This is a genomic window from Novosphingobium sp. 11B, from assembly GCF_054589055.1.
Genome location: NZ_BAAILP010000161.1, coordinates 15,512 through 35,103, shown reverse-complemented (window position 1 = coordinate 35,103; position 19,592 = coordinate 15,512). Strand labels below are relative to the sequence as shown.

General features: G+C 64.6%; 11 protein-coding genes. 8 read left to right on the top strand and 3 right to left on the bottom strand.

Annotated features, from left to right (window positions below; genetic code table 11):
* The 3 genes from ACYPYD_RS14970 to ACYPYD_RS14960 all read right to left on the bottom strand — a co-directional run.
* Nucleotides 1-1,254, bottom strand: a 1,254-nt coding sequence (locus tag ACYPYD_RS14970) for a DUF6055 domain-containing protein (protein ID WP_459663953.1), incomplete at its 3' end; no start/stop codon positions are given.
* Nucleotide 1,255: 1 nt separating this feature from the next.
* The gene (locus ACYPYD_RS14965; RefSeq protein WP_459663950.1) at nt 1,256-4,024 is read right to left on the bottom strand and encodes a DUF5695 domain-containing protein; all 2,769 of its coding nucleotides are present in this window, start codon (nt 4,022-4,024) and stop codon (nt 1,256-1,258) included.
* Nucleotides 4,025-4,043: 19 nt separating this feature from the next.
* Complete coding sequence (locus tag ACYPYD_RS14960) at nt 4,044-6,287, bottom strand: S9 family peptidase (protein ID WP_459663947.1); 2,244 nt, start codon at nt 6,285-6,287, stop codon at nt 4,044-4,046.
* A gap of 256 nt (nt 6,288-6,543) precedes the next feature.
* On the opposite strand from ACYPYD_RS14960, the gene ACYPYD_RS14955 reads away from it, so the two are divergent.
* The 8 genes from ACYPYD_RS14955 to ACYPYD_RS14920 form a co-directional block, all read left to right on the top strand.
* Nucleotides 6,544-7,281, top strand: coding sequence for a FadR/GntR family transcriptional regulator (locus ACYPYD_RS14955; RefSeq protein ID WP_211151772.1), 738 nt, complete (start codon nt 6,544-6,546; stop codon nt 7,279-7,281).
* A 102-nt stretch (nt 7,282-7,383) separates the two neighbouring features.
* Nucleotides 7,384-9,756 carry a glycoside hydrolase family 127 protein gene (locus tag ACYPYD_RS14950; RefSeq protein WP_248006359.1) on the top strand — a complete coding sequence of 791 codons (2,373 nt, stop codon included), beginning with the start codon at nt 7,384-7,386 and terminating at the stop codon, nt 9,754-9,756.
* Nucleotides 9,753-12,578: a DUF885 family protein gene (locus tag ACYPYD_RS14945; RefSeq protein WP_459663945.1), complete on the top strand. Its 2,826-nt coding sequence runs from the start codon at nt 9,753-9,755 to the stop codon at nt 12,576-12,578. The genes ACYPYD_RS14950 and ACYPYD_RS14945 overlap by 4 nt, the downstream gene beginning before the upstream one ends.
* Nucleotides 12,568-14,151 (top strand): family 43 glycosylhydrolase, encoded by a 1,584-nt coding sequence (locus ACYPYD_RS14940; protein ID WP_248006358.1) that lies wholly within the window; start codon nt 12,568-12,570, stop codon nt 14,149-14,151. The genes ACYPYD_RS14945 and ACYPYD_RS14940 overlap by 11 nt, the downstream gene beginning before the upstream one ends.
* A gap of 230 nt (nt 14,152-14,381) precedes the next feature.
* Nucleotides 14,382-17,108: a TonB-dependent receptor gene (locus tag ACYPYD_RS14935; RefSeq protein WP_459663944.1), complete on the top strand. Its 2,727-nt coding sequence runs from the start codon at nt 14,382-14,384 to the stop codon at nt 17,106-17,108.
* Nucleotides 17,109-17,364: 256 nt separating this feature from the next.
* Entirely contained in the window at nt 17,365-17,661 is a 297-nt protein-coding gene (locus ACYPYD_RS14930; protein WP_211151770.1) for a hypothetical protein, read from the top strand.
* Nucleotides 17,662-17,750: 89 nt separating this feature from the next.
* Nucleotides 17,751-18,680 (top strand): dihydrodipicolinate synthase family protein, encoded by a 930-nt coding sequence (locus ACYPYD_RS14925; RefSeq protein ID WP_459663942.1) that lies wholly within the window; start codon nt 17,751-17,753, stop codon nt 18,678-18,680.
* A gap of 10 nt (nt 18,681-18,690) precedes the next feature.
* Nucleotides 18,691-19,592, top strand: a 902-nt coding sequence (locus tag ACYPYD_RS14920) for a 4-hydroxyproline epimerase (protein ID WP_459663940.1), incomplete at its 3' end; no start/stop codon positions are given.

Genomic DNA, 19,592 nt, shown 5'->3' with positions numbered 1-19,592 from the left:
GAAGAGCCCGGTGTCGCCCTGCTGCAGGGCGATCGAGGCTTTGGCGCTGCTGCCGCGCTGCAGCGGGCTGTAGCGGCTCGCGCCATCGGCGCCGATAGCGACGAGGCCCCAGCGCCAGTCCGAGGCGGGCGGCGGAACGGACGCCGGTTCGTCGGCAAGCCCGGGCAGGGCAGCGGCGGCGCTCGCCTGCTGGACGACGCCTCGGAACGACACCGTCACGCGGCCGGCGCCCACATCGGGATGTAGCTTGACCATGTTGTAGCCCCAGCGCTGCGGGGCCCACATTTCCGGCACGGCGAAGCGGCGCTTCGCCAGATCGATCGGATCGAGCACGGTCGTGGAGAGGATGCCCGGGCCGGTGTTCTGTTCGTACCCGCCGTAATCGCGGCGGAAGGCCGCGCCTCGCGTGCCGGGGTAGTCCCAGCCTGCGTTATGGAGTGCCCAGTCCCCGAAAGCGTCGTTAAGCTGCGCTTGTGACCACCCTAGGTGCCGTTTAAGTACACTGAACGGATCGGTCGACAGGTGTGCCGGATCGTCGGTTCCGGGGGCTTCGCGCCAGATGGCGTTGATCGCGTCGAAGCCGTGGCGGTCCTTGATATATTCGAGGAAATGCCAGTTGCAGTACCGCGTCCGGGTCGAGCCGTAGTAGAGATGCGGGTACTGCTTGAGCAGGACCGAGCAATGCGTGTTGTCCTGGAATTCCGGCAGTTGCACGGTCATCCAGTTGGCGTGGCTCTCGAACAGCCAGCCGGTATAGGGCGAATCCATCAGGTGGCCGGTGGCGGCCTGGAGGGCGTGGGTCAGCTCGTGCGCCAGCCCGAAACGGTCCCGCAGCGCGCCCGGGCCGATCCACATACCCGGATGGCCGAGGGAATCCGCGCCTCCGGTCAGTCCGTAGTCGACGCCGATATAGGCATTGACCTTCAGCTTGCTGGTGGACCCGCAGTGCGGCTCGGGAAAGTGCAAGGTGCGGATGAAGTAGTCCCACACGCATTCGAGGTGCTTCACCGCCCCTTGCGCATCGGCGTCGGAGACCGTGCCCGGCTTCCAGTGCAGCGCGAAATGCGCGCTCTGCGTCTGGAGAGGCAGGGCGGAGTTCGCCGCGTCGGACGGGTCGGTCGCGGCTACGCTCCATGTTCCCGCCGTGCAGGCGGGGCTGGCCGTTGGTGCCGGAGCTTCAGGCACCGGCACCGCGATCGCCGGGTTGGGAAGGGCGGCGAGCGCGAGTGTCGATGCCTGAAGCAGCGCTTTCATGTCAGCGCGGAGCCAGCGTGACGGTGGTTGCCGCAGCGCCCAGCGGGATCGCATAGCCACCCCGGTCCGCCGTGCCGGTGGAGGTCGCGTAAGTCCGGCCGCCGCTGGTCGTCGTCTCGAACAGCAGGCGCGCGGTTGGGGCAGTGGCGCTGGCGGGATCGAGCGTGAGCACGACCTTGCCGGACTTCGTATCGTAGGCCGCACTCTGGATACGGCCTGCCTCCAGCGTGATCCACAGGCCTGTGGGCGCCACGAACAGACGGCGGCGGGCGCCGTCCTTCGGAGTCAAGCTGACCTGTGCGCCCTTGTTCTCCAGATCGCCGCCGAAGCCCAGCCAGCCCAGTTGCGGGTCGTTGACGATGTAGCTCGCCGAGGTGATCGCGTGGCCGTAAAAGCCCATGCCGTAGTCGCCGGTGATGACGTCCCACTTCATCATGTCGGGCCAGGAGTGGAACGCAGCCGAGCCGAAGCCTTCCTGATCGATGTTGGTGATCCCGCCCATCATGCCGCCGTAGGCGACGCGCAGGAGGTGCAGGTCGGTGGGGTTCTGGCGATAGGCGTCGAACAGGGGAACGGCGTTCAGCGCCGAGCCGTAATGGTGGATCTGCCGCTCGATGCGCGAGACCTTGCCGCCGTAGAGGAAGTCCCAGTAGCGGCGCGCATTGCCGTTGTAGCCCCAGCTCGGGATCGTCGGGTCGTAGCCGAGGATCACTTCGCGGGTGACGTCGGCCTGCGGCTGATAGCCGAAATAGCGCATCCAGGCGTAGACTTCAGGCTGACCGGTGGAATCCCACGCCATCTCGCTGCCGAACGGGAACTTGAGCGTGCGCCAGTGATCGGCGCGGCCCTTCATCAGGCCTTCCATCTCGGTGGCTTCGGCGGTCATTCCCTCGCGCTTGAGATCCTTCAGAATGTCGAGGAAGACGTCGCCTTCCATCTGGCCGAACTGCGCATAGTACGGTGCATCGCGCATCATCGCGACGCTCGTGCGGTAGGCCCAGTCGAGGTAGAACTTCCAGTCGTGCTGCTTCACCAGCCCCTGATTGTCCCGTGCAAGGCGGTAAAGCACCCAGTGCCCGATCGCGACGTGGGGGTAGTTGTAGGACCGGCCGAGATCGTCGGAGTCCTTCTTCGACCACGCGGTCCAGCTCTTCCAGTTGATCTTCGGGTCGTAGTAGTCCGGGAATTCCTTCGGATCGTAGTAGAAGATGCTCTTCTTGACCGCCCCTGCCTGCGGGCCGTCCGAGACCTGCAGGGTGCCCAGCACAGTCTCGTTGACCAGCCGTTCCAGCTTGGCGACTTCCTCCGCATTCGGATTGTCGAGCTGCTTGATCGCGGCAGCGACCCACGAACCGGCGCCGCCTTCGTCGCTCATGCCCGAGACCCAGACGCGGCCGTCCTGTGTGAGGATCTTGTTGTCCTCACGGTCGTAGGACAGGATCGCGGGCGAGCGGTGGAAGGGATCGCCCTTGCCCTCGAACCACTGCTTCGTCGTGGTGAAGTGGCCGATGTCGGCCATCACGGTGTCGAGCGGCTTGGTGATGTAGTAGCTGACGGTCTGCTTCTGGCCGTCCGCGTATGTCACCGTCAGGCGTGCCTGGCCCCAACCGCTGGCCTTGATGTTGTATCGCGCCCAGCCCCCCTTGTGGGCTTTGCCGGCCTTGTCGGCGATTGCCGTCAGTGCGCCCGCCGGCCAGGATTCGATGCTCGCCACTTTGCTCGGCGACTTGAGGAACAGGCTGGCGGTCTGGTCGGTCGGAACCACGTAGCCCGGGATGCCCACCGCGACAGGGCGCTTCTGGGCAACGAGTGTATCCTCGATCGCGCGCACGCTGGGCGAAGTCACGAAGCGCAGGCCGATGGTGCGGCTCTCGCCGGGCGCGAGGGTGAAGCTGGTGGGGGCGTTCCACTGCTCGCCCGCTTTGGCCCATTCCTTTTCGGCGAAGCCCTTGCTGGCGACGGTCCAGTCGTAGAACCCTTCGGACACCTGGGAACGCGGGCTGCGGTCGGTGAAGATGTCACCCTTGGGCGCGGCACGCGCCTCCAGCACCGGACGGTAGGCTTCGAGCGGCGTACCCTTTTCGGGCAGTACCAGCAGCGCCGGACCTTGTCCGTTGAGGCGGGTGACCTGCAGATAGCCCGCGTCGCGGCCGATATAGGGATCGACGAAGCTCGCCTGCGCATGGGCCTGATCGAGATCGCGGTCGAGGATGATGTTGTCGAACACCATCGGCATGCCGAGGCCGCCGATCTCGACCGGCGCCTGGCTGGTGTTCACCAGAGTAAAGCGCATCGCCAGCACGCCGGCATCGTTCACCCAGCGACGCTCGACGCGCAGCGGCATGCCCGCGCCCATCGAGGCGGTAATGTCGGCGGCGGCGAGCACGCCATTGCCGCCCGCAAGCGCAGCGATCTGCTTGCGCGCATGGGCGGAGGAGAAATCCTGCCAGTCCGATCCGGCGGTCTTCAGGCGTACGTGAATGTCGCCGATGTGGACGTAGCCGTCGCCCGCTCGTTCTGCCTCGCGGCTGGCGGGGACGAAGTCGAACGCTCCCTCGCCGGTGGGCGAGAGGTGCGCAAGCGTCTGCGTATCGGCGCGTAGGGCAAGGTCGAACGCGGGCGTCCGCAGCGCGTTCGTTTGGATCGGCGGGAAGACGGGCTTCGGTTTCTGCTCGCTTTCCTCGGCATGAGCGGAGACGGCGGGCAGCACGGCGGGAACGGCGGCCAACATCAGCGCCACGAAGGGCAGGGGCTTCAGGAGATGCTTCATTTGGTGTCCTCGCGTGGGATTACTGGCCAGCGACCGGCTTGACCGGGCCGAGCGGCGGCGGGCTTTCGCCCAGCAGGTATTGGGTGAAATAGTCGCGCAGCTTCTTGAAGAAGAACGGCTGGTTGACCCGGTGCGTGGTGTTGGGCAGCACGACCATGTCGACGTCGCGCCCCGCGTCCATCAGCGCCTTGGCGAGCCGGAAGCTCTCGGTGATCGGCACATTGTCGTCGATGTCGCCGTGGATCAGCAGCAGGTGGCCCTTGAGCTGGCTTGCCACCGACATGTTGGAATTGCGCTCCCAGGTCGCCGTGTCCGGATTGCCCATGGAAACTTCGGGCCACCAGGTCTTGTCAAGCCGCAGGTCATGGTTGCCCGATGCCGAAACGCCGACCTTGAAGAAGTCCGGGCGCCGCAGCACGAAGCGCGCGGTGTCGTAGCCGCCCGCCGAACCGCCGAACACTCCCACGCGGGTGGTGTCCATGTAAGGATACTTCGCCGCCATCTGGCGGATCAGGGCGATGTGATCGTCGAGGCCGACTTCACCCAGGTTCTGGAAGGCGGGAAGGCGGAATGCCTGTCCGCGCCGCGACGTGCCGGTGCCGTCGATCATCACCACGATCGCGCCGATCTGCGCCAGACTGTTGCCGCCCACCCGCCGCGCGTCGCTCCAGGTAGCGGGCACGTCCGTGGTGGTGGGGCCGGTGTAGACGTTGTCGATCACCGGATAGCTGCGCTTGGGATCGAAGTTCGCCGGGCGCAGGATCATGGCGTAGATCGGCGTCTTGCCATCTGCTGCCAGACCCTTGAACGGTTCCGGCGCGGTATAGCCCTTGGCGCGCAGCCGGCTGTCGTCGGCCTTCGCCAGTTCCATGACGATGCGTCCGGTCTTCCCGTCGCGCAGCACCGCCCGGGTCGGCGAGGTGGGGCTGGACATCTGATCGACGATCCACGCGCCGTCCGGGGATACATGCGCATCGTGATCGAGCGGTTCGGGCGTCAGTTCGGTGAGCGCGCCGCCATTGACCGGTACTTTGTAGAGTGCGCGCCAGTAGGGATTGCGCTCCGCCTCGCGCCCCACGCCGGTGACGATCAGCGACGACTTGTCCTGCGCCACGTTGTCGACCGAGAGCACTTCCCACTGACCCTGCGTCAGCGCAGTGCCGCCATCGGGTGCATCGGGCCGTACGAGGTAGAGCTGAGCCCAGCCCGAGCGTTCGGAGATCGCCAGTTCGCCGCCCAGTTCCGGCGCGGGCATCAGTGCGCTGGAGGTGACCGTGACCACCGGCTTGACCACCTCATGCGCGACGATGCGAGCCTCGCCTGTCTTGGGATTGGCGGTGTAGACGGCCTGCTGCGCATAGCCGCGTTCGGTCCACTGCATGCGCGGCTTGCCGTCCACCCAGCCCATGTCGGGTGGCGAGGGGTAGAGGATCGATTCCGCCGGCATTTGGATCGGCACAATCCGCGCCTTGCCGGCTTTCATCGCCGCTTTCATGTCGATCAAGAAGCGGGTCGCCTGGGGGAGCTTCTCGCCTCCGGCCAGCGGATAGATGTAGGAGAAGCTGCGCGGGTAGAATTCGCCAGGAGGATTCTGCTGCGTGATCGAAAGCTTACGGACCTCGCGCGTGTCGAGGCGCCAACTGAGCAGGTAGCGGCTGTCGGGCGACCATTGCGCCGATACCGGCATCGCCGGTTCCTCGGTGCCTTCGCGCAGGATATCGGACAGTTCGGGAATGGAGCGGCCGTAAGGCTGCTCGCGCGTGCCGTCGGTGGTCAGCGCCACTTCGCGCCCGCTGGCGACGTCCACGGCGATCAGGTTGAAAGCGCGTGCGATGATCCGGGTCTTGCCGTCGGGAGAGAGAAGGTCGAGTTCGCGGTGGCCCACCTTCTCGATTTCGGCGGCTTTGCCTGCGGCGTCGATGCTCCACAAGGCCCCGTCGAAGGCGCGCAGCTTCAGGGTGTCCTTCGCGGGATCGTACTCGACTTCGGTAATCCGCGCCGCGTCAAGAGACACCGTTTCCCCCTTCGCGGCAGACAGCGCGGCAAGCAGGCTCGCGGTCGTGGCGACTTCCCGCTCCTTGCGTGTTGAAAGGTCGAGCAAGCGGTAGTGCTGATCGAGGCGGTTGCCGGTGCGGTAGAACAAGCCGCCATCAACGAAGCGCGGTGCGATGTCGGCGTTGTCGATGAGGTCGCTAAGCGCATTGCCGAGGAACGCATCTGCGGTCGCATAACGCTGGGCGATACTGACAGGAGCTTGCGTCACGGATGCCGTAGGTCTGGCTTGAGCGGCGGCCGGTGCACAGGCGCATGCCAGCGCAACAAGGCTGATCGATCGGGACATGCAGGAAAGAGAAATGCTCACAGCTGAGGCCCGTCGTCTATTTGGAAGTGCAGGTCGTTCATGAAGGGAGGTCATGCATGCGTCAAGAACATTATACGATATATGATCCGATCTTTTCCACCTTTCCTTGCCGCTGATGCGTGTTACACGGATGCGGTAATTAAGGAACGCGTACAGGATGGCAGAGAGGGTTACGGGAGAGGAAACGGCGGCGCTGCCGTTGCCTAGCGGGCGGTTGCACCATGTCGTGGCTCAGCGGCTGGCGACGCAGATCGTCAGTGGCGAAGCCATTCCCGGTCAGGTCTTTCCGGCCGAAGTCGAACATGCCGAGATGCTGGGCGTGTCGCGCTCCGTGCTGCGCGAGGCGTTCCGCATGCTCACCGCCAAGGGTCTGGTCAGCAGCAGGCCCAAGGCGGGCACGCGGATCAATGAACGCCGCAAGTGGAACCTGCTCGATCCCGACGTGCTCGGCTGGCAGATACAGTGCGGCGCCAACGACGAATTCCTGCGCGACCTGTTCGAACTGCGTCTTGTGGTTGAACCCCAGGCGGCGGAAATGGCCGCCATGCGCCGCGATGAGGGGCAGCTGGTCGACATGGCCAATGCGCTCGACGCGATGGAGCGCTTCACCCTGTCCACGCCCAAGGGGCGCGCCGCCGATATCCGCTTCCACGAACTGCTGATGGAGGCGACCCGCAACGAGATGCTGCTGGCCCTGTCCAACTCGATCTCCACCGCGATCGCCTCCACAACGGCGATCAAGCAGGCGCTCGACGGATCGCCGCGCAATGCCATGCCCGAGCATCGCGCGCTTTACACCCAGATCGCCGAGGCGAATCCGAAGCAGGCGCGCAAGGCCATGATCGCCTTGATAGAACTGGCCCACGCCGACACCCGGATCGCGCTTCGCCGCTGAGTTTCCGCTACCGTCTCCAACAGCACGACCGAAGCGGGGTTGACTCTCCCTGCCTGCCTTCTATCAATAACGTATACGATATTCGATAGGAGTTATGAGGGCATGAAAGCCAATCGGCGCGAATGGATGGCGGGTGTGGCGGCGCTGGCGATCTGCTCGGTTCCCCTGAAGGGCTTTGCGGCCATCGTCGCGCCCAAGGTTCCGCTGCGCGCGAAGCCCCTGCCGCTCACCGACGTGCGGCTGCGCCCGTCCCCCTTCGCGACGGCGGTCGAGGTGAACATCGACTACCTGATGTCGCTCAGCCCCGACCGTTTTCTGCACAACTTCCGGAAGTATGCAGGTCTCGAGCCCAAGGCGCCGATCTACGGCGGCTGGGAATCAGACACGATCGCCGGTCACACTCTCGGCCACTACATGACCGCGCTGGTGCTCGGCTGGCAGCAGACCGGCAACCCCGAATGCCGCCGCCGTGCGGACTACATCGTCGACGAACTGGCGCTGTACCAGTCGAAGCGCAGCGATGGCTACATCGGCGCGCTGGGCCGCAAGACCAAGGACGGCAAGATCGTCGATGGCGAGGCGATCTTCCCCGAAGTGATGAAGGGGCAGATCAAGTCGGGTGGGTTCGACCTCAATGGTTCGTGGTCGCCGCTCTACACCGTGCACAAGTACTTCGCGGGGCTGCTCGACGTTCACGCGGCCTGGGGCAATGCTCGTGCGCTCGAAGTGGTGATCGGCCTTGGCGGGTATTTCGAGAAGGTCTTCGCCGCGCTCGACGATGCGCAGATGCAGGAACTGCTGGGCTGCGAATATGGCGGCCTCAACGAAAGCTACGCCGAACTCTACGCCCAGACCGGCGACTTGCGCTGGCTCAAGGTAGCGGAGCGCATCTTCGACAACCGGGTGCTCGCCCCGCTGGTGGCGCAGGAGGACAAGCTTGCCAACTTCCACGCCAATACGCAGGTGCCCAAGCTGATCGGCCTTGGCCGCATTCACGAACTGACCGGCAAGGAAGACCCGGGCCGCGCCGCGCGCTTCTTCTGGGAACGGGTGACGCAGCACCACAGCTACGTCATCGGCGGCAATGCGGACCGCGAATATTTCTTCGAGCCGGACACCGTGGCGCTGCACCTCACGGAATCGACCTGCGAGCACTGCAACACCTACAACATGCTCAAGTTGACGCGCCAGCTCTATGGGTGGCAGCCGGACGGCGCGTTGTTCGACTATTACGAGCGCGCGCATCTGAACCATGTGCTTTCGGCGCAGAACCCGGCGACGGGCGGCTTCACGTACATGACGCCAATGATGAGCGGCGCCGCGCGCGGGTATTCGGGGCCGGGCGAAGAGGCGTTCTGGTGCTGCGTCGGCTCCGGCATGGAAAGCCATGCCAAGCACGGCGATTCCATCTTCTGGGAAGGCGGCGATACACTGTTCGTCAACCTCTACATCCCCGCCAGCATGGAGTGGAAGGCCAAGGGCGTCGCCGCGACGATCGACACCGAATATCCCTTCAAGCCGGGCATCCGCTTCACGCTCGACGCGGTGAAGCAGGGCAAGTTCCGGGTGGCGCTGCGCATTCCGGCATGGACGGGCGGCAAGGCCACGATCACCGTCAACGGCTCGCCCGTCTCCGCCAGCGCCACCAATGGCTATGCCTTCATCGACCGGCGCTGGAAGAAGGGCGATGTCATCGCGCTCGACCTGCCGCTGGAACTGCGTCTGGAGGCTGCCGCCGGTTCGGACGATGTCGTCGCTGTGGTGCGCGGCCCGATGGTGCTTGCTGCCGATCTCGGCCCGACCGAGACCGAATGGACCGGCGTGGAACCGGCCATGGTCGGAGAGAACCCGCTGGCGGCCTTCACGCCGATGGTTTCGGATCGCCCGCGTTTCCAGACAACCGGCATCATCCGTCCGGGCAACCTGAATTTCGTGCCGTTCTACAGCCAGTACGAGCGTCGCAGCGCGGTCTATTTCAAGCGCTTCTCTGAAAGCGGCTGGAAGACCGAGGAAGCCGCGTTCCTGGCCGAGCAGGCGCGTCAGAAGGATATTGCCGCCCGCTCGATCGACATCATGCACCTTGGCGAGATGCAGCCCGAGCGTGACCACAACCTCACCTCGGAACTCTCGTACCCGGCCTCATACCGGGGCCGCAACGGGCGCGACGCGCGCTCGGGCGGGTACTTCGAGTTCACCATGAAGGTGAAGCCGGGCCCGCTGTTGCTGCAGGCCAGCTACTGGGGCAGCGAGCGGTCGCGTACGTTCGACATCATCGTCGATGATGTGAAGATCGCGACGCAGAAGCTGGACAACGACCGTCCGGGCAAGTTCTTCGACGTCGATTATCCGCTGCCCGAGGCGCTGACCAAGGGCAAGAGCAGCGTCAAGGTACGCTTCGTGCCTGCCGACCGCAGTTCCGCCGGGCCGGTCTTCGGCGTGCGCCTGTTCACCGCGAAGGCCGGCACCGCACAGTGAGCGACGCCGACCAGATTGCCCTGACGCTGGCGGAAGCCGACGACCTTGCCCGCACGGTACTGCAGGCATGGGGGTTGGCGCCGGACCATGCCGCCGCCGTGGCGCAGACGATGGTTTCGGGCGAGCGCGACGGATGCACCTCGCACGGGCTCTATCGCCTGCTGGTGGCGGCCAACTCGGTGGAGCGCGGCGTCGTCGTGCCCGATGCCGTGCCGGAAGTGAGCGAGCCCGCCGCTGCGCTGGTGCGGGTGGATGGGAAGGGCGGTTTCGCCCAGCTTCCCTTCGCGCAAGGCATGCCGCTGCTGGTGGAGAAGGCGAAGCGTTACGGCATTGCCGCCATGGCGCTCAACAACGTGGTGCACTTTGCCGCGCTCTGGCCCGAGGTCGAGGCGCTGGCGGAGCAGGGGCTGGTCGCGCTGGCATTCACCCCCAGTCATGCCTGGGTGGCGCCGGAAGGCGGCACGAAGCCGGTCTTCGGCACCAACCCCATCGCGTTCGGCTGGCCGCGCCCGGATAAGGCTCCGTTCGTGTTCGACTTCGCGACGAGCGCGGTGGCGCGCGGCGAGATCGAACTGCACCGCCGCGCGGAGAAGGCGATTCCGGCGGACTGGGGTTATGACGCCGAGGGCAACCCTTCGACCGACGCGAAGGCGGTGCTGGACGGCGCCATGCGCACGTTCGGCGCGCACAAGGGATCGGCGCTGGCGGCGCTGGTCGAACTCGTCGCGGGGCCGCTGATCGGCGACATGACCAGTGCGGAATCGCTGGCGGCCGATGAGGGGCGCGGCGGCTCTCCGCTGGGCGGCGAACTGATCGTCGTGATCGATCCGGCAGGCTTCCTCGGCGCCGGAGTGCAGGACCACCTGCGCCGGGCCGAGGCGATGTTCACCGCGATCGAAGCGCAGGGCGCACGCCTTCCCGGATCGCGCCGCTTGCTTGCGCGGGCGCGATCGGACGCGGAAGGGCTGCGCATTCCGGCGCAGCTTCATCAGGATATTCTGGAAGTTCTCGAAAGGGGAAATGACGTGAACGGAACGGTCGCACGGACCATGCTCATGGCCGGGGCCGCCCTTGCGGCAGTGCCTGCGGCCTTCGTCGCCGCGCCCGCAGTGGCGAAAGTCGAGGCGTCGGTGAAGGAAAGCGGCGCGGACAAGGCCTTCGAAGCGATCTACATGGCCGAATACGAATGGCGCCAAAAGCAGTTCGGCCCCTGCGAGGATACGCCGAAGGATGCGAAGATTGCACTGCCCGACGTCGGGCCGGAGGCGCAGGCGCAACGGCTGGCATGCTGGGAGAAGGTCGAGAAGCAGCTTTCCGCAATCTGGCAGGACCGGCTCTCTCCCGCCAACCGCATCAACTTCGCGGTTTACAAGGGCCAGATCGACGCGCTGCTCGCATCGCAGCAGTATCGTGACTACGAGAAGCCCTTCAACGCCGACACCAGCTTCTGGGGCGACCTTGCCGACTGGGCCCGCAATCCGCTGAAGGACAAGGCCGCAGCGGACGACTATCTGGAAATGCTGCGCGGCATTCCTCGCTATTACGACCAGCAGATCATCAACATGCGCGCAGGGCTCGCGCGCGGTTTCTCCGCCCCGCAGGTCACGCTCACCGGGCGTGATAAGGGTATCGAACTGGTGGTGCAGGCGAAGACGGCGGAAGCCTCACCGTTCTACGAACCGTTCGTACGCCTGCCCTCGACCATCCCGGCGGATGAGCAGGAAAAGCTGCGCGCCGAAGCCCGCAAGGCGATCACCGAAGGCGTCGTTCCGGCCCATGCCAAGCTGCTCGCCTTCATGCGCGGCGAGTACGAGATCGGCGCGCGCAAGTCGCTGGCCGCTTATGCCCTCCCCGATGGCGAGGCGTACTATCGCTCGAAGATCCGCGAGTTCGTCACGCTCGACAAGAGCCCGGAGGAGATCCACCAGATCGGCCTTTCCGAGATGGCGCGCATCCGCACGCAGATGAACGAGGTGATGAAACAGGTCGCGTTCAAGGGCGACCTCAAGGCGTTCCTGCACTTCCTGCGCACCGACCCGCAGTTCTATCCAAAGACCCCGAACGAGTTGCTCTATCGCGCCGCATGGATCGCCAAGACCTTCGACGGCAAGGCGGACCAGTTCTTCGGACGCATGCCGCGCAGCCGCTTCGCCATCAAGCCGGTGCCGGACGACATTGCGCCGTTCTATACCGGTGGACGCGGCGGTCCGGGGATCTATTCGGTCAACACCTACGACCTGCCTTCACGCCCGTTCTACTCGCAGATCGCGCTGACCCTGCACGAAAGCGCGCCGGGCCACGCCTGGCAGATGCCGCTTGCCGCGGAGAACCTCGACCTGCCCGCCTTCCGCCGTGATACCTACCTTCCCGCTTATGGCGAGGGATGGGCGCTCTACTGCGAGGCGCTGGGCGAGGACATGGACATGTACGAGACGCCGTACGACCGGTTCGGCATGCTCAGCTATCAGGCCTGGCGCGCCTCGCGCCTCGTCGTCGATACAGGCATCCATGCGATGGGCTGGTCGCGCGAGCAGGCGCAGGCGTACCTGCGCGACAATACTGCCCTGTCCGATCACGAGATCGAGACCGAGGTGGACCGCTACATCTCCTGGCCCGGACAGGCTTTGTCCTACTATATGGGGCAGCTCGCCTTCATCGACGGACGCCACAAGGCGGAGAAGGCGCTGGGACCGAAGTTCAACATCCGCGCCTTCCACGATGCGGTGCTGGAGCTGGGCGGCGTGCCGCTGCCGCTGATCGACCAGCGCGTCGACACGCTCATCAAGGACGGCGGCAAGGGGCCTTATCCGGATGAGGAATGATCGCCACCTGCACATCCTTGCCGCCAGTCTTGCCGCAACTGTGCTGACCGCTTCGGCCGGGGCGCAGGAGGTGCGCGAAATGACCGTGCCGGGAAATCCGATCCTTGCGGACGGGGACTACTATTCCACTGACCCGGCGCCCTTTGTGGCGGATGGCGCGCTGTGGATTCTTGCAGGGCGTGACGAAGCAGCACCGGACGTCAACGACTTCATCATGCCCGAGTGGCAGTTGCTGAAGACCGCCGATCCGGCCTCGGGCAAGTGGACGCATTATCCCGCGATCATCAAGCCGGAGAACGTCTTCGCCTGGGCCGAGCAGGCGCGCGCCTATGCGGGTCAGATCATTCAGGGGCCGGATAAGCGCTATTATCTGTACGCCCCGGTACTGGAAAAGACGAGCGATGCGCAGGACCGGTTCGCGATCGGCGTTGCAGTGGCCGACAGTCCCACCGGACCGTGGCGCGACGCGCATCCTGCAGGGCCGATCATCTCGCAGCGGGTGCCCGAGGCGAACGATATCCAGAACATCGATCCCACCGTCATGATCGACGACGACGGGCGGGTCTACATCTACTGGGGCACATTCGGAAAGCTGCGCGGCATGGAACTGGCGCGTGACATGGTTACGCCCAAAGGTGCGGAATGGAAGGTCGAGGGCGTGGACGGCTTCTTCGAGGCGCCGTGGATCATGAAGCGAAAGGGCACATATTATATGCTCTATGCGGGCAATAAAGCTGGTCCGGCATCGGACTGCACGCCTGCCGTCTACCATGCATGCATCGCTTACGGCACCGCACCTTCGCCGATGGGGCCATGGACGTATCGCGGCGTGATCCTGAGGCCGGTTTCTTCCACTACATCGCATTCCGGCGCGGTGGAATTCAAGGGGCAGTGGTATCTCGCCTACCATACGGCCGATGCGGCCGGCGGCGGGCATTTCCGCCGCAGCGTGGCGCTCGACCGTATGGAGTGGGACGATGGCGTGACGCCCGCCCGCATTCTCCCCGTCGTTCCGACCCGGCGCCTCCAGCCGCCCATCCTGCCCTCACGCAACGTCGCCCGCGCGGCATGGGCGACGGCCTCGAACGATCCGGTGCCGGTGCAATTCTGGATCAGGTCGCTGAACGACGGGATCGTCAAGGCGGCTCCGTTGCCGCCGGACATGTGGGGCAGTTGGACACCGGTCAATCCGCCACGCCAATGGATCGAATACCGCTGGGACGAGCCCGTGACGATCGACGGTTCGCGCATCCGCTTCTGGAACGATCAGCCTGCGGGTTCCGGCGTCGGCGTGGCGCCGCCGAAGGTCTGGCATCTCGAATATTGGAGCACTTCGGGCAAGGACGGCTGGAAGCCAGTGCGCGCTGTCGGGCGCTATGGTGTCGCCACTGACGACTGGCAGGATATCGCCTTCAAGCCCGTCACGACACGCTGCATGCGCGCTGTCATGGATGCCGCTACGGATGGGAAGACGTATGCGGCTCTGGCGGTGCAGGAGTGGGAAATGCTGGTACCCGCTGCACGGCCGGTGGTCGTTCGCGGCGAAGGGCCGCCACCGGTTCCCTGCAACTGATCGCACGCTGCGAGAGAGCCTTTTACACGAGGTTACATGGAAAGGCGCGGGTTCAAAGCCCGCGCCTTTTTTCATAATGCGCCACTGTCGCTTCGCTGCATATTTTGTCCGACTAAAAATTCATCAACCCGCAACAATCAGCTTGACTCGATTCAGATACCATAAGAAGTATACGATATAAGTTAAGGCGTCATTCCAAGGCGCCAGACATTTCAAACAGGGGGTTTGTCATGAGATTTCACGAAGCTTTGAAGTTCTCCACGGCGCTGTCGTCAGCCATGCTCGTGCTGGTGGGTGCGCCCGCCATTGCTCAGACAACAGATGCCGCAATTTCCGAAGGTGATGCGCCCAAGGCCGACATCGTCGTGACCGGCGTGCGCGGCAGCGTAGAGGCCGCGACCACCAACAAGAAGAACTCCAAGCAGATCGTAGATTCCGTCGTCGCCGAAGACGTCGGCAAGCTGCCTGACAACAACGTTCCCGAAGCGCTTGCGCGCGTTACCGGCGTCCAGATCGACCGTGCGCGCGGCCAGGGGCAGAGCGTCGTCATTCGCGGTCTGTCCGGCGCGCAGACGACCGTGAATGGCAACAACACCAACCTTGGCGACGGCCGCTCGCTCAACCTCTCCGACATTCCCGCCGAACTGCTCAAGCAGGTGGACGTCTACAAGACCCGCTCGGCGGATCAGGTCGAAGGCAGCATCGCCGGCGCCGTCAACGTCGAACTGCGCCGCCCGTTCGACATGAAGAAGGGCCTGACCGTCGCGGGCAGCATCCGCGGGTCCTACGATGATATCTCCAAGAAGGTCAGCCCTTACGGCAGCCTGCTGCTCGCCGACCGGTTCGAAACCGGCATCGGGGAAATCGGCGTTCTCGTGAACGCATCGATGACCAAGACCAACTACCGCGAGAACTTCATCGAGAGCGAATCGCCGTTCAAGGTCGCGACGACCGACGGCACTATCGTCATCCCCTACCGCGCCCAGTACGGCATCGAGCAGGGCAGCGTGAAGCGCCCGTCGATCAACGGCGTGCTGCAGTGGCGCGCCAGCGACAAGCTCGATTTCGTGATCGAGGGCAGCTACCTGGGGTCGCGTGAAAAGCGGTCGGTCGAACGCCTTTACGTGCAGGACATGCAGGTCGGCACGTACAGCGACCTCGTGCTGATGCCGGACGGCAAGACGGTGAAGTCGGTTACGCTCACCAATCCGAACGGTCTCGCGGCGGGCATCGACAGCCTGTACAACACGATCCACTCGAACCTCTACACGACCAATTTCGAGGCGCACTGGCGCTCCGATCGGGTGCAGATCAACAGCAGCGTTCAGTACAACTGGTCGAACGAGGGCAACTACTTCGTCGAATCGATCATCAAGCCGGGTGTGATCCGCTCCGCCAGCGTCGATTTCGCGTCGAACCTTTACAGCAAGGGCGTGCCGTCGATCACCTTCAACGGTGTCGATCTCAACGACCTGTCGGCGTACGGCGTCGAGCGCTTCCAGGACAACCGTGGCGGCTCCAGGAACAAGGAGTTCGCCGCACAGACCGACCTGACGTTGACCGTCAGCGAGACCGGCTTCCTACGCAACCTGCAGGTCGGCGGCCGTTTCAACCAGCGCCGGACGAGCCGCTACTACGGCTACCGTGACGGCTTCCCGCGCGTAAACGGCGCCTATGCGCCGCTCAGCATGTTCCCCGGCTACGACGATGCGTCGATGGTCGGTCCCGACATCGGCGGTGCGACGACGCAGTGGTATCGTATCCCGGGCGCGGCGGTGCTCGCCAACATCGATGCCTACCGCGAACTGATCCAGCAGACAGACCCGGCGAACGCGACGCGTTTCTCCAGTATCTATCCGCCGAGCGACCAGGGGCAGACGTTCCGCTCCAACGAGAAGAACTTCGCCGCCTACGCCCAGATCAACTATGCGTTCGACATCGGAACCATCCCCGTCGATGGTCTTGCCGGCGTGCGCTACACCAACACCTGGGGTACTTCGCAGAGCTTCAACTACCGTCCCGGCAACGCGGCCAACGGCAATCAGGAGATCGTCGAGGAATCGCCGGGTTCGGGCAACTACTTCGACATCCTGCCGACCGTTTCGGCCGTGGTCCACTTCACGCCCAAGGCCCAGCTGCGCCTGTCGTACTCGACGAACGTGCAGCGCCCCGGCTTTTACGACATGCGCCCGTTCTACTCGCTCAACACGTCGTCGAACCCGCCGATCGTCTATGCGGGCAACCCCAAGCTCAAGGCCCAGCGCGAGCAGGCCTTCGACGTCAGCGCCGAGTACTACTTCGGCCGTGGCGGCCAGATCTCGCTGGCGGGCTACTACAAGAAGGCGACGGGCTTCCTGCTCTACAGCCGCGAGCAGGCATCGCGTGACGAGATGCTCTCCTACGGCATCAACCTCGACGATTACGCAGGCGCCTCGTTCGGCTACGTCGAGCAGCTGCGCAACGTCGGCGACGGCACTTTCGCAGGGCTGGAGGGCACGTTCCAGACCTTCTTCGACTTCGCGCCTGGCATCCTGCGCAACTTCGGCGTCAGCCTCAACGCCTCGCACATGATGAAGGCGCGGGTCGAATATGCTGCGGAGGAAAGCTTCCCCGGCGAGTTCGATTCCCCCAACACCTCGAAGTGGACCGCCAACGCCGCGCTGTTCTACGACACGCCCAGCTTCAGCGCCCGCGTCGCGTACAATTATCGTTCGTCCTATCGTCTGGGTGTCTGGCTGGACAATGGCGACGCCACTTATTCGCCCTATAACGGCAGCACCTCCAAGCTCGATGCGGCGGTGAACTATACGCCGGTGCCGTTTATGACGCTCTCGGTCGAGGCGTCGAACATCCTGGGCAACGACGTGTTCCGCTATCACGGCAGCCAGGAACTGCTCCCGCTGGGCGTGCGTACTCTTGCGCGCACCGTGCAGGGCAGCGTGCGCTTCCGCTTCTGATGACCCTCATGGCGCAAGACCTGTCCCTCACGCCATGACCCGAGAGCGACCGCGCCATTCCCATGGCGCGGTCGTTTTCAATTCTGCCTTCCCGTTATGCATTTCCGAAAGGATCACCGTGAAGAGACTGGCAAGTTCGCTCGCAATGGCCGGTGCTGTCGCTGTGCTGTTTGCGTTGACCTCGGGGGCTGCCGCGTCGGGTCGTGCAGCGCGAAAGCCTGAGAGGGCATCGCAATCCGCGCCGCGGCGGCCATGTGTGCTGCGTTCGAACTTGGCCGGCCCGACTGTACGTGATGATGGGCGAGTGTACTTTCGAGGGCAGCCCGATCCTCGTCGTTCCTACATCGCCGTTTTCAAGGGCGATGCCTGCCGCAAGCTGAATCCACTCGCGAGCCTGAGCGTTGAGCCAGGCGGCGATCTGGTTTGCGAAGGCGATCGGATTCGAGCAGTCATCAGCGCTTCGCAGATTCCGGGCCCCGCCTGCATCATCGATCATCTTGCCCCGTTCTCGGGCGATATCGACGATCCGGTGCCGGAAAATCTGCAGGAGTAATCTGCGTGCAGATGCGAAAAGGCCATTGCTCCGCCAGAAATAATATCGTATACGATATTTCAAGTTAACGCATAGCAGGACGAACATACATGGCAATCGGTTGGAAGGGTGTTTTCCCGGCAGTTACCACGCAGCTTCGCGCGGACCTGTCGATCGATCTGGCGGACACCCAGCGCGTCGTCGACGATCTCATCCGTGACGGTGTCACGGGCGTGATCGCGCTCGGCACCGTGGGTGAGAACAACTCGCTGGAATTCGAGGAAAAGGTCCAGGTTCTCTCGGCGATCGTCGAAGTCGTCGACGGGCGCGTGCCGGTCATCACCGGCTGCTCGGAATACGACACCCGCCGCGCGGCGCGTTATGCGCAGGCGGCCGAGAAGGTGGGCGCAGACGGCCTGATGCTGCTGCCGCCGATGGTCTACGTGCCCAAGGCGCATGAACTGGTGAACCACTTCAAGGGCGTGGCGGACAGCACTGCGCTGCCGATCATGCTCTACAACAACCCGCCCGCTTACCGCACCGTCATCGACAAGGACGTGCTGGCGGCGCTGGTCGATGTGAAGAACATTGTCGCGGTCAAGGAATCCGCGCCCGACACCCGCCGCTTCACCGACTTCAAGAACGAGTTCGGCGATCGCTACGTCCTCTTCGCAGGGCTCGACGACGTGGCGCTGGAAGGGCTCTACCTCGGCGCGCAGGGCTGGGTCTCGGGCCTGACCAACGCCTTCCCGAAGGAATCGGTTGAGCTGGTCAACGCCTTCGAACGCGGCGACCATGCCAAGGCGCTCGAAATCTACCGCTGGTTCATGCCGCTCCTCCACCTTGACGCCGAACATGACCTCGTCCAGTCGATCAAGCTGGCCGAGGAAGTCATGGGTCGTGGTTCGGAACGCGTGCTGCCTCCGCGCTACGTGCTCGAGGGCGAGCGCCGCGCCGAAGTGATCGCGATGGTCGAGAAGGCCGCTGCGACCCGTCCGGACCTCACCCCCTCGGCGCCCGCCGCTCTGACGGCAGCCTGAAGGAGCATCGATGCGGCATACTTTCTTCTGCATCGACGGTCATACGGCAGGTAACCCCGTCCGCCTCGTGGCGGGCGGGGCGCCGCTGTTGAAGGGCGCCTCGATGTCCGAGCGGCGGCAGGATTTCCTGGCGCGTTTCGACTGGATCCGGACCGGCCTGTGCTTCGAGCCGCGCGGTCATGACATGATGTCGGGTGGGTTCCTCTATCCGCCGGTCGACCCCGCGAACGACATCGGTATCCTGTTCATCGAGACCAGCGGCTGCCTGCCGATGTGCGGCCACGGCACCATCGGCATCGTCACCTTCGGTCTCGAACATGGCCTGATCCAGCCTGCGGTGCCTGGCCGCCTGAAGGTGGAAGTGCCCGCCGGCACCATCGAGATCGCTTACGAAGTGGAAGGCGCAAAGGTCACTTCGGTGCGGATCACCAATGTCCCCGCCTATGTCGCCGCGCGCGGCATCGAAGTGGACGTGGAGGGCATTGGCCCGCTCTCCATCGACGTCTCCTATGGCGGCAACTACTACGCCATCGTCGAGCCGCAGGGCGCGTACACCGGCCTCGACGATCTGGGCGCGGCGCGTATCGTCGAACTCAGCGACCGCGTGCGCGAAGCGGTGCGTGCGAAGTTCGAGCCGGTCCATCCGCTCGACCCCACCATTCGCGGGGTCAGCCATGTCCTCTGGGCCGACAAGCCGAAGCATGACGGCGCGGACGGACGCAATGCGGTGTTCTACGGCGACAAGGCGATCGACCGCAGCCCCTGCGGCACCGGCACGTCGGCGCGGCTTGCGCATCTGGCGGGCAAGGGCGCGCTTTCGGTTGGCGACAGCTTCGTCCACGAAAGCTACATCTGCAGTCGCTTCATCGGCCGCGTGGAGCAGGCGGTGACGCTGGGCGATGAGCCTGCGAT